General features: G+C 46.1%; 13 protein-coding genes. 3 read left to right on the top strand and 10 right to left on the bottom strand.

Annotated elements, in window-relative coordinates; all coding sequences use genetic code 11:
• Positions 1–64 precede the first annotated feature (64 nt).
• The 5 genes from QUA40_RS23755 to QUA40_RS23735 all read right to left on the bottom strand — a co-directional run bounded on the left by QUA40_RS23755 (position 65) and on the right by QUA40_RS23735 (position 4,290).
• Entirely contained in the window at positions 65–394 is a 330-nt protein-coding gene (locus QUA40_RS23755; RefSeq protein WP_333130450.1) for an HPP family protein, read from the bottom strand.
• A gap of 83 nt (positions 395–477) precedes the next feature.
• Positions 478–981, bottom strand: coding sequence for a DUF1622 domain-containing protein (locus QUA40_RS23750; RefSeq protein WP_333130448.1), 504 nt, complete (start codon positions 979–981; stop codon positions 478–480).
• Positions 982–1,024: 43 nt separating this feature from the next.
• Positions 1,025–2,602, bottom strand: a complete 1,578-nt coding sequence (locus tag QUA40_RS23745; RefSeq protein WP_333130446.1) for a GMC family oxidoreductase — start codon at positions 2,600–2,602, stop codon at positions 1,025–1,027.
• A 45-nt stretch (positions 2,603–2,647) separates the two neighbouring features.
• Positions 2,648–3,079 carry a fasciclin domain-containing protein gene (locus tag QUA40_RS23740; RefSeq protein ID WP_333130444.1) on the bottom strand — a complete coding sequence of 144 codons (432 nt, stop codon included), beginning with the start codon at positions 3,077–3,079 and terminating at the stop codon, positions 2,648–2,650.
• Between the two features lie 62 nt (positions 3,080–3,141).
• Entirely contained in the window at positions 3,142–4,290 is a 1,149-nt protein-coding gene (locus QUA40_RS23735; protein WP_333130442.1) for an L-dopachrome tautomerase-related protein, read from the bottom strand.
• A 264-nt stretch (positions 4,291–4,554) separates the two neighbouring features.
• Between QUA40_RS23735 and QUA40_RS23730 the strand changes: the two genes are divergently transcribed.
• Together QUA40_RS23730 and QUA40_RS23725 are read left to right on the top strand one after the other, a co-directional pair.
• Positions 4,555–5,457, top strand: a complete 903-nt coding sequence (locus tag QUA40_RS23730; protein ID WP_333130440.1) for an SMP-30/gluconolactonase/LRE family protein — start codon at positions 4,555–4,557, stop codon at positions 5,455–5,457.
• A gap of 99 nt (positions 5,458–5,556) precedes the next feature.
• Positions 5,557–6,105, top strand: coding sequence for a DoxX family protein (locus QUA40_RS23725; RefSeq protein WP_333130438.1), 549 nt, complete (start codon positions 5,557–5,559; stop codon positions 6,103–6,105).
• A 61-nt stretch (positions 6,106–6,166) separates the two neighbouring features.
• On the opposite strand, the gene QUA40_RS23720 is transcribed toward QUA40_RS23725, so the two are convergent.
• A complete protein-coding gene (locus QUA40_RS23720; RefSeq protein ID WP_333130436.1) occupies positions 6,167–7,459 on the bottom strand; it encodes an endonuclease/exonuclease/phosphatase family protein in 1,293 nt (430 codons plus the stop codon).
• Positions 7,460–7,569: 110 nt separating this feature from the next.
• Complete coding sequence (gene gloA2, locus QUA40_RS23715; RefSeq protein ID WP_333130434.1) at positions 7,570–7,956, bottom strand: SMU1112c/YaeR family gloxylase I-like metalloprotein; 387 nt, start codon at positions 7,954–7,956, stop codon at positions 7,570–7,572.
• Positions 7,957–8,266: 310 nt separating this feature from the next.
• Here gloA2 and ilvC point away from each other — a divergent pair, with 310 nt between their 5' ends.
• Positions 8,267–9,316, top strand: a complete 1,050-nt coding sequence (ilvC, locus tag QUA40_RS23710) for a ketol-acid reductoisomerase (RefSeq protein ID WP_333057309.1) — start codon at positions 8,267–8,269, stop codon at positions 9,314–9,316.
• A gap of 848 nt (positions 9,317–10,164) precedes the next feature.
• On the opposite strand, the gene QUA40_RS23705 is transcribed toward ilvC, so the two are convergent.
• The 3 genes from QUA40_RS23705 to QUA40_RS23695 form a co-directional block, all read right to left on the bottom strand.
• The gene (locus QUA40_RS23705; protein WP_333130432.1) at positions 10,165–11,823 is read right to left on the bottom strand and encodes an alpha/beta hydrolase; all 1,659 of its coding nucleotides are present in this window, start codon (positions 11,821–11,823) and stop codon (positions 10,165–10,167) included.
• Positions 11,824–12,428: 605 nt separating this feature from the next.
• A complete protein-coding gene (locus tag QUA40_RS23700) occupies positions 12,429–14,432 on the bottom strand; it encodes a cation:proton antiporter domain-containing protein (RefSeq protein WP_333130430.1) in 2,004 nt (667 codons plus the stop codon).
• A 246-nt stretch (positions 14,433–14,678) separates the two neighbouring features.
• Complete coding sequence (locus tag QUA40_RS23695; protein WP_333130428.1) at positions 14,679–15,143, bottom strand: cupin domain-containing protein; 465 nt, start codon at positions 15,141–15,143, stop codon at positions 14,679–14,681.
• Positions 15,144–15,447 lie beyond the last annotated feature (304 nt).

The following is a 15,447-nucleotide window of genomic DNA, read 5'->3' as shown; positions in this document are numbered from 1 at the left end:
CTCCTTATTTTTTTACCTTACCATTCTCTCAAACCTTTGTCCTGTTTAGACTAGAGGTGCCTTGTCACCCGCTAAGCTTCAAAGCAAAACTTAGGGAAGTAGAGACGGCAGGGGGATGGACGACATCCAGCAGGATCATCAGGACGATTGTCACCACCATAGCTATGCCACCAGAGAGATATCCAGAACCAAAAATCATGTACGCAATCCAGCCAATTGTTGCGGCCATTATTTGAGCAAGGCTCAGCGTTCGCATAGTGTTCGTACCGTGCTGGGGATCTAGGTAAATTAGAAACGCACTAGAAGCAAGGGAGGCAAATAAAAGGCGTTGGCGACTTAGCACTTCGACCAAAGCGAATACGCCCAACACAATTGCAGTGGGTGCTACGGCCAATGCGAGCTCACCCTTGAGAGTTAACCTGCGCCTTATGGATCGATTTGCACCTTCTATTGGTTTTAAGCTGGAACGATTTCCACTCATGCTTCCTTTGCGATTGCGCTCTTCTCATTGAAACGGCGCTGCTCTCCCTGCCTGATCTCACGCTCTAAGAAATAGTTCAACAGCGTTCGCAGCAGAACGATCGCCCCTAAATTCAAAATATCCTGGCGGGTTGGTGCAACTGCGGTGCGCAGGATATCACTCGCTACCGTAAATTCCAGCCCCAATGCCAGCACTCGTCCCAGTTTCAGACGAATACCTTCAGTTGCATCTACATGGTATCTCGAACGGAATAACAACTGATGCAGATACTCCCAAATTCCCCGAATGATACCCAGGCCAATGACAATTGCAGCCGCAATTTCTGCTCCTGCTGCCAAATAGCCCACGATTAGCTTGAGCCAGGACTCCAAAGGAATAGCTGCACTTTCTACTGACGCCCCTCCTCCAACATTGAGGCTCAACAGAAGTACCAGCCCAAAAATCAGGCCCAGAGGCAATAACAGGTTGATGAGTGATTCGATGAAAAGCTCTTGTTTCATTGACTGTTAGTTATATCACCATGAACAACGAATTTGCCCGTGGCTACTTCAGCTTTTGCGCTAGGTGATCCCCAACCCGCAGCGCATTTGCCATAATCGTCAGCGTCGGGTTAACACCTGAATTGGAAGGGAAAAAACTGCCATCCACAACATAGAGATTATCAACATCATGAGTGCGGCAATTCAGGTCAAGGACTGAGGTTTTGGAGTCTGTACCAAACCGACAAGTGCCGCATTGATGACCAACTGATTGTACCGGCATCTGGGCGCGAGGATACAGGCTAAAGGGAATGACGTGCTTGGCGCAACAACGGTTGAGGGATTTGAGTACAGAAGTCCAGCGGTGAATTAGCCGATCGCCTGCTTCGGTATTGTTCGGCGTATAATCGAGGTTAATCTTGTCGCCCGCCACCCGCACGCGATTATTTAGATCTGGCAAATCTTCTGTTTGCAACCACCAACCAACCGAGCGCTCAGCAATCAAATGCCGCTCATATTCAGGAATCAATTTTACCAGCGGAGCCATCAGCGCCGGAGCCTCAGCCGGCAGCATATCAGCTAACACATTGCCCGTATTTTGTACCATGCCCATTGGATAAGGAAAATCCGGCTCTCCCCAGTAATAATCGTTGACAGCAATGGTTTTTTGAAAGTTAGCTTGATTCACTTCTAGGTGCATGGAAACTAGAGCGGTTGCCAGATGTTTCATCAAATTCCGCCCCACCTGATCGGAACTATTTGCTAATCCATTGGGGTGCTGTTCGTTAGCAGATTGCAATAACAAGACAGCCGAATTAATCGCACCGCAGGAAACCACCACAATATCGCCTGTAAACTGCTGTCGCTCCCCTAAAATTTCTGTTTCTACCCCTGTCACCTCTCGCCCTGACTCGCTGGTATGCAGTCGCAGGACTTTTGCATTAGTTATGAGGGTAAGATTGGCATACATTTCACGGGTAGGACGAATCGCATTCACATCCGCATCAGCTTTCGCACCTACTAAACAAGGATAGCCGTCAAATGTATCGCAGCGAATGCAAGGGCTGTTTGTGCGATCGCCCTCATTCAGCTTTAATCCTAACGGCAAATTAAACGGATTGTAGCCAAGTTCTCGAATATCATCTGCGAGTACCTGCATATCAGGTTCGTGACTGACAGCAGGATAAGCATAAGGTTGGCTGCACGGCGGTTCAGTCGGATCGGTCCCTCGCGCTCCATGAACGTCATAGAGTGCTTCAGCTTGCGTGTAATACGGCTCAAAATCTGCGTATTTGAGCGGCCATTCTGGAGAAAATCCTTGCTTGTGAATTACGCGATCGAAATCTCGCTCGCGCAGTCGTAAGAGAGCCGCACCATAAACTTTTGTATTGCCACCAACCCAATAGCCAGTCTGGGGTCGAAACTCCTTACCTTCCCTGTCGTACCAGCGCTCATTCGTGTGGTAACGCTCTTTTTGATAAACTTCTAGCGCACTCCAATTTGCTTTTTCCCGGGGCAAAAAGTCGCCTCGTTCTAGCACCAAAATCTTTTTACCAGTTGGTGCTAGACGGTGAGCGAGCGTACCTCCACCCGCTCCCGTCCCAATAATGATGATATCGTAGTGGTTCGCCGGATTTACCATTGCCAAGTCTTTACCAAATTGTGCTGGTTTGAGAATAATTTTACCTTAGCTCACTGGTTCAAGCTTACCCAGAGATTCAGGAATCAAAACAGTATCAATGATGTGAATTACACCGTTATCTGCTTCCACATCGGGCGTGATTACCTTAGCATCGTTTACTTTAACTCCATCAGAGGTATTAATCTTGAGCGTTGAACCTTCTGAGGTGGTGACAGAATCAGTTTTGCCCATTTCTGCTGCTGTGATTTTTTGGTCGGGAATGACATGATAAGTTAAAACTTTAATCAGAGCCGGGATATTTTCCAGCAAAGCTTCTACAGTTCCCGATGGCAATTTAGAAAACGCTTCATCAGTTGGTGCAAAGACGGTGAAAGGGCCTTCTGCTTTTAAACCCTCTGCTAAGCCAGCCACATTGAGAGCTGTTACTAAAGTAGCGAAAGTACCGGCATTGATTGCAGTATCTACAACGTCTGGCATTGTCAATCTCCTTGATATTTACAGGTGGTTTTACAGTAAAGTTTGAAATTAGAAACGTGATTTTAGCTGCGACCGAGCAAGACTTGCCCTGCATCAATTTGGATGCGAAATAGGCTGTAAGGTTTCTCGCGCAAGTCTTGCCCATTATGATAGCTGGGGTTCCTATTCCACTGATCTACAGTAAAGTAGAGATAGCCATCTTGGGCAACAAAAAGGCAATTGGGCCAAAGCATTCGCGCATCGTGTGCGACTGTTTCCCACGTACCATCGGGGAGGCGGCGCAAAATCGAATTGTTTTCGTAGTTCGTCACATAAAGGCGATTTTTTGCATCGGAAACCATGCCGCCGGAAGCGCCTTTTTCACCGCGATCGATGACTGTTGCGGCAACGTCTTCATCAGGTAGATTTTGATCAACTAATGCTTCTATGCTGACGCTGTAAAGGTGCCGACTTGCCAGAGGACAATAAAACAGCATTTGACCGTCACCGCTGAGGGCAATACCATCGCTACCAGTGTGAATGTGCTTCGGCGGTTTACCTGCGTGGCGCACCATCATCGGTTGACCTTCAACTACTGGCAAAAAGCCTGGAATTGGTTTAGTTGAAGGATGGTCATTGAGTTTGCGCCAACTTTTTCCAGAGGCTAAATCTACGACAACAATGCCGTTAGGCCCTTCTTCCGATGAGTCGGTAATAAATGCAACTCCTTCTTCTCCCCAGCGCAGATCGACGCGCACATCATTGAGGGTAGAATTGGCAGAGGCGACGGATTCGGGAAAGAGAATTTTTTTGACAATACGATCGCCATCCAGGTCAATTCCCACCAGTTTCGGGCCGCCGGGAGGAACTGAGTTTTGTTTAATTTTTGCGTGGTCTAACAGCCAAAGGCGATCGCGCGCGTCGATGGTCATACCTTGAACGCACAGCAACCGTTCTGAGGGCGAAGCTGAATCTAACTTGTGGATTTCTGCATTCGGATAGGGAACGGGATTGCCGTTTTTTTCTCGCGGCTGTTTGAGTTCCGCAACGGTGAATTCTACATTGTCAACCAGACGGGGGTAACTGATGAAAATTCGCCCTTGCTTGGATACCGCAACACCGATCGGCATGGCATCCTCGAATAGCGCTATTAGCTCTAGATTGCCAGCAGATTTTTCGGCTGGCAGTGAAGGCACAGCGGCAAAAGGTTGGGTTGCGACCAAGTTCGCCATTGCACTAATCCTATTGAGAGTATGAAGGATTTAAAGAAGCAGAAATTTAGATGTTGATTATATCTAAAAAAGGTCTAGGCTGCTATTTAGTTAACAAAGCACAACAACTTTTTTATAGATTTTGCTTGGCTTAATTTAACATTCTTGATAAAATTTTAATATCTATCTAATGGCTTAAGTGAGATTTCTATCTAAAGACTGATTTGTATTTGACTAATCATTGTTTCAGGATATAAATGACCTTTAAAATGGTAGAAAATACTAATGCTTGAAACCATCAATATTTATGACGATCGCATGAAATCGCTCCTGCGTCCTGGTGCTTCACTCCAGAAGGTTGCCAGCGGTGCAGTCTGGAGCGAAGGCCCGGTTTATGTCCCTGAAGATGATAGCGTGGTGTGGAGCGATGCTCACGGCAACCGCTTGCTGCGCTGGAGTCCCAGTGAGGGAGTGAGCGTTTTGCGCGACCCGTCCGACTATCAAAGTGGCAATTACCTCGATCGCGAAGGTCGCCTTGTCTCGTGTTCGTCGGGTTTGCGCGCGATCGTCCGGCGCGAACACAGCGGCGAATGGCAGGTGTTAGTCGATCGCTACCAAGGCAAGCGCCTCAACAGCCCGAATGACCTGGTAGTGAAGAGTGACGGCACGATCTGGTTTACTGACCCCCCCTACGGCCTCACGCAGCCAAACCAGGGATACGGCGGCGAACAGGAACAGCCTGGATGTTTTGTGTACCGCTTCGATCCGGCGACGGGTGCGATCGATGCGGTGGTGACGGATATGTTGCGCCCCAACGGCCTCGCCTTCAGCCCCGACGAAAGCATCTTGTATGTGTCGGATAGTTCCGCTTTCAATATGTCCCAGGGGTATCACCACATCCGCGCCTATGATGTTGTAGCCGATCGCGATGTGGACAATGGCCGCGTGTTCGCAGTCATAGATCCTGGTGAACCCGACGGGTTGCGAACAGACGAACACGGCAATATTTTTACGACTTCCAAAGATAGCGTGCAGGTGTACGCGCCCGACGGTACTCGCTTGGGCAAAATTCCGCTACCGGAGACTTGCGCTAACCTGACTTTTGGGGGAACCCAGCGCGATCGCCTTTTGATTGCGGCTGGCACCTCTTTGTATGCGATCGATCTCAACACTCGCGGTGTGCAATAAGTAGAAGGGAAAAGGCTGTATAGCCGACTATTTACGAATCTGTACTTGACGTTTAATGATGTCCAATTTGGAATATCTCAATAGATTGGAAAGGACAAAATGATTTATAAATTTGCTATGGGCGTGGCCATCGCGCTGCTGTTCGCTCAAGTTTCACCTCATCTACCAGAACTAAGTTTCAAACTGCTCAGTTCACTCAATCCCGTCTATCTGGTCGGCTTTCCCGGCTGGGCGCTGTTATTGCTGAGAGTGGGTGTCGGCGGGTTATTCCTGCTGCACGGCTACCCAAAAATAACACATCTTCGAGAGTGGTCTGATGCTCTGAAAATGCCGCTGTTTCTGTGCTTTCTCTCAGCAGCCTCCATGTTGGCTGGCGGAGTTTGTCTGATTCTTGGATTTCTCACACTATTAGCGAGTCTGCCGATTCTCGGTTCTATGCTATTCGCGATTTATTTAGACTTATCCAAGGGGTTGCCTTTTGTTGCTAGCGATCCCTATTTAATTCCCCAAGGGCAGTATGAAGGACCAAATGGCAAGGGCGAACCGCCAAGCTGGGAGAAAGCCTTTATGTACTGTTTGATGCTGATTGCGAGCGCGATTTTAGGGCCTGGTGCATATTCGCTGGATGCTTTAATTTTTCGAGGGTGAATTATTAGCAGGCGGCCAGCTTGGATTATTAGCATAGGTTATCGCCGATCGCATCCTGCCTTTAAATCACCAAATCTGTAATTAACGGCAAATGATCCGAACCGACATTGCGGCCAGTACGAATCTTCAAAATACCAATTTCTTTGCTGACTAAAAAGTGATCGATCGGAATATAAGCCAGCGGCATAAAAGTCGGCCAAGTCGGTAAAATGCCAAAGCCCGATCGCGCATTTCGCAAATTTCCGGTTTTGACCATATTTTTGTAGAACGGCGACCACATTGTGGTATTGAAATCTCCAACCACAATTAGCGGATTTTTTACTTGGGCTGCATACTGGCCGATGCCTGCTAGCTGTCGATTGCGCTCGATCAAACTCTGCTGTTTGATCGGCACAGTCGGATGAGCAAGAATCAGAGAAATGATTTTACCTTGAAATTCAACCTCTGCAAACAAGCTCTTTCTTCGGTTTGAAAAGGGTTTAACAGAGGGATTTTTTAAAGGCAGCTTGCTGTAGATGGAACTGCCAAATCTCTCAGATTGTTGGTAGTGGCAAGAGTAAGGAAACATTTCGCTTAAAACGGCTAACTCCTTCGCCCAAACTGTGCTGACTTCGACAAAAACCGCGATATCGGGTTGTTCTGCTTTTACCAGGGATATCACCTCAGAATATCGCCGATTACTTGTTAAAACATTTGAATGCAAAATCCGCAGATGTTGTCCGGGAGTCGGTCCTACAAAGGCTGACCCTGGGAAATACCAAGGAACAATTTCCGCCAAATTAATGATAATGCAAAATGCGCTCACCAGCAACCCTATTTTTCTTGAGCGCACGAGAGCGAAGAATATAAAAGTAGAGAAACCAACCAGCAGATATTGTAGTTTAAAATGAGAACTCAATTCAAAAAAAATGTTTAATTCTCCCAAATAACCGACTATTGACAATACGGCATTTACAGTTGCTGCGATAATAAACCATTTTAAAATTACGTGCTTCAAGCTAAACTTTTTGTTCGGGATGCTGTGCATCACCGCCCATTTGAGCTTGATTTTAAGGTCGTTGGTAATCGGCAATTTATCAATTTTTATTACCAGTTGTTCTGGCTGTTCCAACTCTCGCCGCTTTTGATAAAACCTCAGCAGCAAGCTATCTACCACAAAATAACTAACAGAATTGGCAACCAATCCTACCACTACCAACACACCTAAACCGATCAGCATACCAAAAGAACCGCCTACTTTGACCAAACCAGAAAAAACGGCTGCGTCACCTGTTTTACCTGTAGCTCCTATGGCGAGAAATAGCATTAAAGTCGGCAATCCGATGGTGATTGTGTTTCTGATTAATCTGTCCATTATACAATTGGATATTTTAGATTTTAGATTGGAAATGAATGATGCAATTTGTGTAGTCGGCACTACGGAATGCTTGACTTAATAACGGCTTGAAAAAATAGACAAACTCCTTAAATTTCATAGATTTCTAACGGTAAATTGTCCGGATCTCTAAAAAATGTAAACCTTTTTTCTGTAATCTCGTCAAGGCGAATTTTTTCTACTTCTACTTGTTGGGATTTTAAGTAAGCAACTGATGCTTCTATGTCCTCAACTGCAAAAGCTAAATGTCTCAAACCGCAAGCTTCAGGATTGTTAACTCTTTCAGGAGGATGGGGAAATGAGAAAAGTTCGATGGTGTCGCCGTTGCCGATTTGCAAATCTAGTTTGTAAGAATTCCTCTCGGTTCGGAAAGTTTCTTTGATAATGGAACATCCTAAGACTTCTACATAAAATTTCTTCGACGCTTCGTAGTCCGAGCAAATAATCGCCACATGATGTATTGCTTTTATTTTCATCTGAAAAAAGTTAGTTATTTGCGTTTTTCTGAGATGTTGCACCATTCTCAATAAGCTTTTTATGAACAGGCTTTCCGGCCTGTTCCACAAAGAGTGAATTTTCTTGTGGAACAGGCCGGAAAGCCTGTTCTTGAGAATCGTGCAAGATGTGAGGTTTTTTCAAATGCACAGCACGCTATTAACAATTATATTTGACGATCGCAGACTCGGCGACCAACCCTGCGAAATTCAGCGCGATCGCCCTTTATTTTCCCTCGCCCAAATCTTAATCTGAAAAATTTCTGCAAAAAAAGCACCCTACTTTGATAAAATGAGAGTTTTGCAGTCAATCACCCAATTTGCATCTCAGGAGACAAGGATTATGGCCCGTATGTATTACGACACCGACGCGAACCTAGACCTCTTAGCCAACAAAACGATTGCTATCATCGGCTACGGTTCCCAAGGACACGCCCACGCCCTCAACCTCAAAGACAGTGGCATGAATGTCGTTGTCGGTTTGTATCCCGGTAGCAAATCTGCAGCCAAAGCAACCGACGCGGGTTTAACAGTTCACCCGGTAGACAAAGCAGCCGCCGCTGCTGACTTCATCATGATTTTATTGCCCGATGAAGTTCAAAAAACTATTTACAAAGAACAAATCGAACCGAACCTTTCTGAAGGAAATGTTTTAGCATTTGCTCACGGTTTTAACATTCACTTCGGCCAAGTTGTTCCCCCTGCCAATGTAGACGTAGTAATGGTTGCCCCCAAAGGCCCCGGACACTTGGTGCGCCGGACTTACGAACAAGGGGAAGGTGTTCCGAGTTTGTTTGCAGTATATCAAGATGCTTCCGGTCAAGCGCGCGATCGGGCAATGGCCTATGCTAAAGGTATTGGCGGCACCAGAGCCGGCATCCTGGAAACCACTTTCCGCGAAGAAACAGAAACGGATCTTTTTGGCGAACAAGTAGTTTTGTGCGGCGGTTTGAGCGCTTTAATTAAAGCTGGATTTGAAACTTTAGTTGACGCCGGATACCAACCGGAATTAGCTTATTTTGAATGTTTGCACGAAGTTAAACTTATCGTTGACTTAGTAGTAGAAGGAGGCCTCGCCAAAATGCGCGACAGCATCTCCAATACCGCAGAATACGGCGATTTAACTCGCGGCCCCCGCATAGTCACGGATCAAACCCGCGCCGAAATGCGTAAAATTCTCAGCGAAATTCAATCGGGTCAATTTGCCCGCGAATTCGTTCTCGAAAACCAAGCCGGCAAACCAGGTTTTACCTCCATGCGCCGTCAGGAAGCAGAACATCCTATTGAAGAAGTTGGTAAAGATTTGCGAGCTATGTTTAGCTGGTTGAAAAAGCACGCCTAATCAATTTTAGATTTTAGATTTTAGATTTTTAGATGGAGGACTAATCTAAAATATTCCTGGACGCATAACCTCTATCTGTAGGGTGTGCAATGCACACCTTACTGCTTTGAGGAAAATCTAAAATCTCAAGTTTAATCGATTTGAGATTGGAGGAAAAATCTAAAATCTACAATCTCAAGTCTTCATGTTTGGTTGTGCTTGGCTTAACTCAACCTACAAGAAAATGGCTAGGTATTATTAAAGAAATCGGGTTGCTCGCTGGTAGCTCAAAACTACCTACTGGGACTAGGGCTTTTTTGCAATTTTTCAATATCCTGTTCCCTTTTCTCGTTGAAATCTCTCGGCCTCAACCAATTCGGCCACAACCCCACGAAAAACTTTCGACTTGCCACGCTAGTATCTCTTACAGGTTTGGGGAGAAAAGTTAAAGTGTCACCGTAAAGGGTAAACAGGGCTGCCAGCAGAAGCAATAGCGGAATAAGATTTTTTTTAGGCATCGCAGTTTGGGAGTAGAGTTTGTGAAAGCGCTTGGTTATATTTTGCCCTTCCACGCACAAAATATATCAGAACAGCTTAAGAAGAAAATACACCCTGGGGGCTAAGCTACCGCGCATACAAAAGGAAAGGCTGCTAGTCGTAATCTCGTTTCCGCTGACATCGGAATCATAATTTTCCGAGTGCAGTGGGAGCTTCCCGTGTGGCTCCGCACTCTCAGGAGCGACCGTCCGGCTCGCACTCAAGTATAATTTCCATGTCACCTTATTTGATATTACTACAAGTCTTTATCATTAGTTATTAGCTGATGACTAATGACTAATGACTAATGATTAACGACTAATGATTAATCACTACTTATTCCCTTGAATAAAAGTTTGCACTACTGCATTGATTTCCGGGGAAATTTCTGTTACTAGCCGCACCGGGATTGCCGATGTTGAAGCAAATTGCGCGTAGTCTGGTGTTAGAAAAACTGCATATTTGTCAGCTTCAGCAGTCAGTTGAGCGGCGGTAGCCAAACTTACAGCTTTAATATAATTGCGTATGCTAACAGCTTGGTCGCCGACAAGTTCATCGCCAGTAATTCCTGTGCTCGGTCTGCGAACTTGGTCTAAAGTTGTACTGGGATCTTTGACGCTTAAGTGGGTTCCTCCTACAAAACCAACTAGCCATTTAGGAGATGGAATTTTCGGAAAGCCGGCAATTTGTTCGGCTAAGGCGGGAGTTGTTTTGTCGGCAGAAGATGCTACTATTAAGGTAGGAATTTGAATTGCACTTAAACCAGTTTCTCCAAATAGTAATGATGTGATCGGATTCATGGCGATCGCCCTTTTAATCCTCGCATCCCGCAATTGATACCGTTCTTCGGGCAATCCGGCCGCCGCGCACTGAATGCCTTCGCCCAAGCTGAACCCTATCAAATCCCCCTGACACCGCTGTTTGAGTCCGCTCAATTGCAGTTCGGCGCCGGCCAAGGACAAGGCTGTAGCGCCGCCAAAGGAATAGCCAATTATTAACGATCGGTCGATCGCGATTTTCCCCTGCAAATTATCATCAGTTTCGTTCAATTTTGTCAGTTCGTCGAGTACAAAACTGATGTCTTTGGGACGATCTAAAAACTCTTGAGGAGCTAACAAGGGACACTTCCCCGCCATCGCAGCATTGGTATTCGTTTCATTGCTGCCCGGATGTTCTAAAGCTGCTACTACATAGCCGTGAGATGCCAAATGCTCGGCTAAGTAGCGCAAATCCGTGCGGACGGAACCCAACCCGTGAGAAAAGACGATCGTCGGTTTGTCGGCTGTCGCAGCTTTCGACCAATACACATCAACTTGAATACGCCGATTGCGGGCGCTATCGTTCAAATCTAGCGCCCGTACCTGCACGAAATTAGGGCCTGGCTGGGTTGGATCGAAAGGCAGGTTAAACGCGGGTGTAACCGGTGCTAACTGAGGTGCGATCGCCGCCATAAAGCGCTGAGTTTGCCAAAAACTTGCGTTCATATTTCCCAAAACTGCGAAAGCTCGATCGAGATCCACCACGACTCGCGAGCTCGGATAAGATTCTATGAAACTCAATATCGATATGCCTTCCGGCGCTTTGGCTCCCTGCTGCAGAGCCGCTCGCAGCGCTTCCACACCCCCACCGTCGCGCCTGGGTATCACTGTAGTCAAATCCGTCAGGATGGCAGTGCCGATGCCCGTATTTAGCAAGTTGCTCAGGCCGACTACATTTAGGGGAATTTTCGCTTGCAACGCCCGAAAGATTTTACTGCGCTGTTCCTCAGACATGAGATTGGCATAAGCTTGCAGTTTGGGCGGGACTTTTCCTGTTTCTGCGAGTTCGCGCAAATCCGCAACCGATATTGACGATTCTAAAATACCTTTGCGGACAACAACCGTTTCTGCCGCTTTTGCAGAGGATGTCGCGCCGCTGAAAGGATTAATCGAAATCGAACCCAAAACACTCGCCACTGAAGAAAACCATCTGAAATTGGGTCTGATGCTCATTTTTACTTTATTGAACTAGATAGGATAGATCACCATATTCTCAAAATTCTCCCAGATACCGAGAAATTGTCCTAGATTCCGAGAAACTGCCTCCATCGGGGTGCGATCGGCAAGGCCTCTACGCATATTTACTTGCCGATCGCACATTGCGTACCTAAGTGCACTTCTTGTGCGGGTGCTAATGATGATCCGTTGAAGGATTTTTTAATCGACCTTCCAAAAAATACAAACTTCGCGAGTCAAAAGAGCGATCTAGTGTTTTTCCGAACCGCACAAAGGTGCGGATTTTTTTATAGCAATTCCGTTGGATTAGGATTAAATATAAGACTTATACAATTGTCACAAATAAAGCTTAAAGTTTAGGTATGTAGTTGCGCTTGTCCGCTCTTAGTTAGGAAAAGAGCGAGTCGAGCGCAACTACATATAGCAGTTCTCAATAAAGTGAGGAGAGCCTCATGCCCTATGCCCTATGCCCTATACCCTAGAGCACCTCATGTTCCTGAGAAAGGCTATACCTTTGTTTAATTTGCCAGTTGGCTTTAGTCCTAAAATATTAACCGCAGATGAGGGCAGATTCCTAACGTAATCTGCGGTTAAAATATTCCTCAAGATACAGGAAAATAAACAACAAGCATCGAAATATTTTGGTGAGTCCGGGCGATGGCTTCAGGTTCCTTGAGAGTTCCCGGTTTTTCCCACAAATTCTGTTGCTGAGAAATTGTTGTTAAAATCAGCAAATCGTGTTCTAACAAATTCTGCGAAACTAGCTTGATAAAATTTCCCCGCACCCGATTTACTGGTATCTCAGAGAGAATTTCCACCTCCGCCGCACTTTGGTTGCTTTGTTCCCGTTTTGTCGCCACCAACAACACTTGCAAACTCGCCTTGAGTTCCTCGGCTAAACTCTTAGCAATATCCACGGTTTCCTGAAATCCAAACCGAGTCAACTCGCTGTCAGTTACCGCCAAAATAACTCTGGCTGTATTCTGGAGAGGATCGGGAAATCGAGCAATCAGTACGGGTACGGGCGATCGCCTTACCACATTGTCAATGATGCTGCCAAAAAAATTGTCGCGAGTCGTGGAAAATCCCTTCCAACCGCAAACTATTAAACTAGCCTCGCGTTCGGTTGCACTCCGCAGGATTCCACGATCGATCGCATCATCTATCCTCGCGATCGGTTCAACCGCACAAGCAGCCGCATTAGCCACAGTTTCCGCAGCCGTCAAAAGTTGAGTTTGCTGCATTTTATCTGCGGGCGAAATTGCTTCCCCCCGATCGGACAAAATATGCAGTGGCAGCAAAGTTCCCTGAGATGTTTTTGCTAAAATCAAAGCCAAACGCAGCAAATTATCTTCTGTATTCGGATTAGCAACAGGCACTAAAACTCGCTCTCCCCATGAATGCTTTCCCGCAGTAGGAATCGGCAAACTCGACCCCGGCTGCTGCATTTCTTGACCCCACCGAGATACAATCCAAGGAGAAGCGACACAAGTTACTAAAATCATGGCAATGATGCCATTCACCGTGACGCGATCGACCAATTTAATGTCAAAAGCAACCGTAATCGCCGCCAAAGTAGAAGCAGCTTGAGCAACAGAAAGACCGAACATTACCATAATGTTCGGAAACTCAAAACGAAATAATTTCCCCGGTATCCAAGCTGCCAAAAACTTGCTCACCACCTCTGCTAAAATCATCACGGCCGCCACCAACAAAGACTGCGGCTGCTTTACCAAAATTAGCGGGTCAATTAACATCCCCACAGAAATCAGAAAAAATGGCACAAACAGCGTATTGCCAATAAACTCAATCCGATTCATCAGCGGACTCATTTTGGGAATAATTTGAGTTATGGCAATTCCCGATAAAAATGCACCAATAATTGCCTCAATTTCAATGAGTTCTGCTGCGTAAGAAACTAGAAATAGGGTAGCCAATACAAATATAAATTCGGCATTCTCGTCATGTCCAAATTTCTTAAAAAACCAGCGACCGATTTTGGGAACTCCCCACAAAGTAGCAAAAGTGTAGATAGCCAGAGATGGAATGAGAACCAGCCAAAAATCTAGAGTTAGATTTCCTTTGTAAGCTTTGACAACAATTGCCAGCACCAACAGTCCCAACACATTTGTAATTAAAGTCCCCCCCAAAGTCGTAGTAATAGTCTGAGTTCGCATCAATCCCAATTTGGTGAGAATTGGCAGGGCTAAAAGTGTGTGCGTAGCGAAACAAGAAGCGACTAAAATTGCAGCCAGCCAGCTATATCCCAACAGCAGCATCGCTCCTGTCCCCAATATCATCGGTAGCGAAAAAGTAGCCAGCCCAAATATGACAGCTTTGTCCGCATTGAGTTTGAGGTCGTCGAGGCTAGTTTCCAGTCCCGCTAGGAACATCAAAAACAGCAATCCTACTGTACCTAACAAAACAATAGTAGCGTCCCGTTGCAGCAAATTAAGACCGTTTGGCCCGACAATTACGCCAGCAATGATTAAACCGACTATTCCCGGCAGTCGCAAGCGCTCAAATAACAGCGGCGCGAGTAGCATGATTGCTAAAAGAAGTAGAAAAACGGGAACGGGAGCGGTAATCGGCCCGGAAGTTAACATGAATTTTTCACCCTACATATTGGCAGCGAACTGCTACCATATTTAAAATCAAACTATCACAATGTCTATCAATCTAAAGAGGTATTATCACTAATTTACAGCGTAATTGGTAATACAGCACTTCCGGCTGCAATGAGGTACGCAAACAGTATCGAAAGTTTGGACAGGAAAGGGATGAATAAAACTGTGCTTCCTCAGAGCCGGAAGTGCTGTATTTGGTCACTTTTGTTAGCAGAATTGCAGGGATTAGGCGATCAATGGAGTTTCTTCAAATTGCACGATGACCAAAACGGCGGGTTCATTGCCAACCGTTCCTGAAAGGTGCCCTTTATGTCCCTGTGCGTCTTCCCTCGTATTCTGATCTGCGCCAAACGAAATTTCACCCGCACCCATTTCTACCCGTTGCCCATCCATCGTTTCTACAAACCAGCGTCCCGACAAAGGAATAATCCACTGGGGCTTAGGGTTTTCATGCCAGGTTCCAATCCAGCCTACAGGCATGACGGTGAAGCTGAAGGTGCCACCTTCCTGCTTTACCTGCCCTAACCACTGAGGAGATGCTGGCGGTGCAATGCTTTTGAGTTTAAAATCCTGAATTTGACGACGGGATTGATGGCTGACTCCCTCTTGATCCGTCCAAACGTGCCAATAGTTAATAGTAGGCGGTGACTCATCTTGAGAAGAGTGTTGTTTTGATGTCTGATTGTTCATGATTTAGTTAGCTAGACAGACGGGAAACCCCACACTAGATCGCTTCGATTAGTGTGGGATGTTCATACGCGGTGAGATGAGGATTCCACCCGCTTGCAACCTCATATGCTATAAGCATTGAGCAGTGAGCGGGTGGATGACGAGACGAACAAATTCTTTATTCTTAATATATTAACAGTATTCACAAGGTTCACAAGGTTGACGCCGAATAATATGCTACGATAGTATCAATCGGGTGCATCTCACTTTGGCAAATACATCAAATTGAAAGTTGACCGTTGAGATAAGCACAGCGAAGAGCAAG

Origin of the sequence: Microcoleus sp. Pol11C3 (assembly GCF_036701485.1) — a bacterium.
Taxonomy (GTDB): Bacteria; Cyanobacteriota; Cyanobacteriia; order Cyanobacteriales; family Microcoleaceae; genus Microcoleus.
The sequence above is the reverse complement of the archived record's forward strand: the minus strand, read 5'-3'. Positions and strand labels throughout refer to the sequence as shown.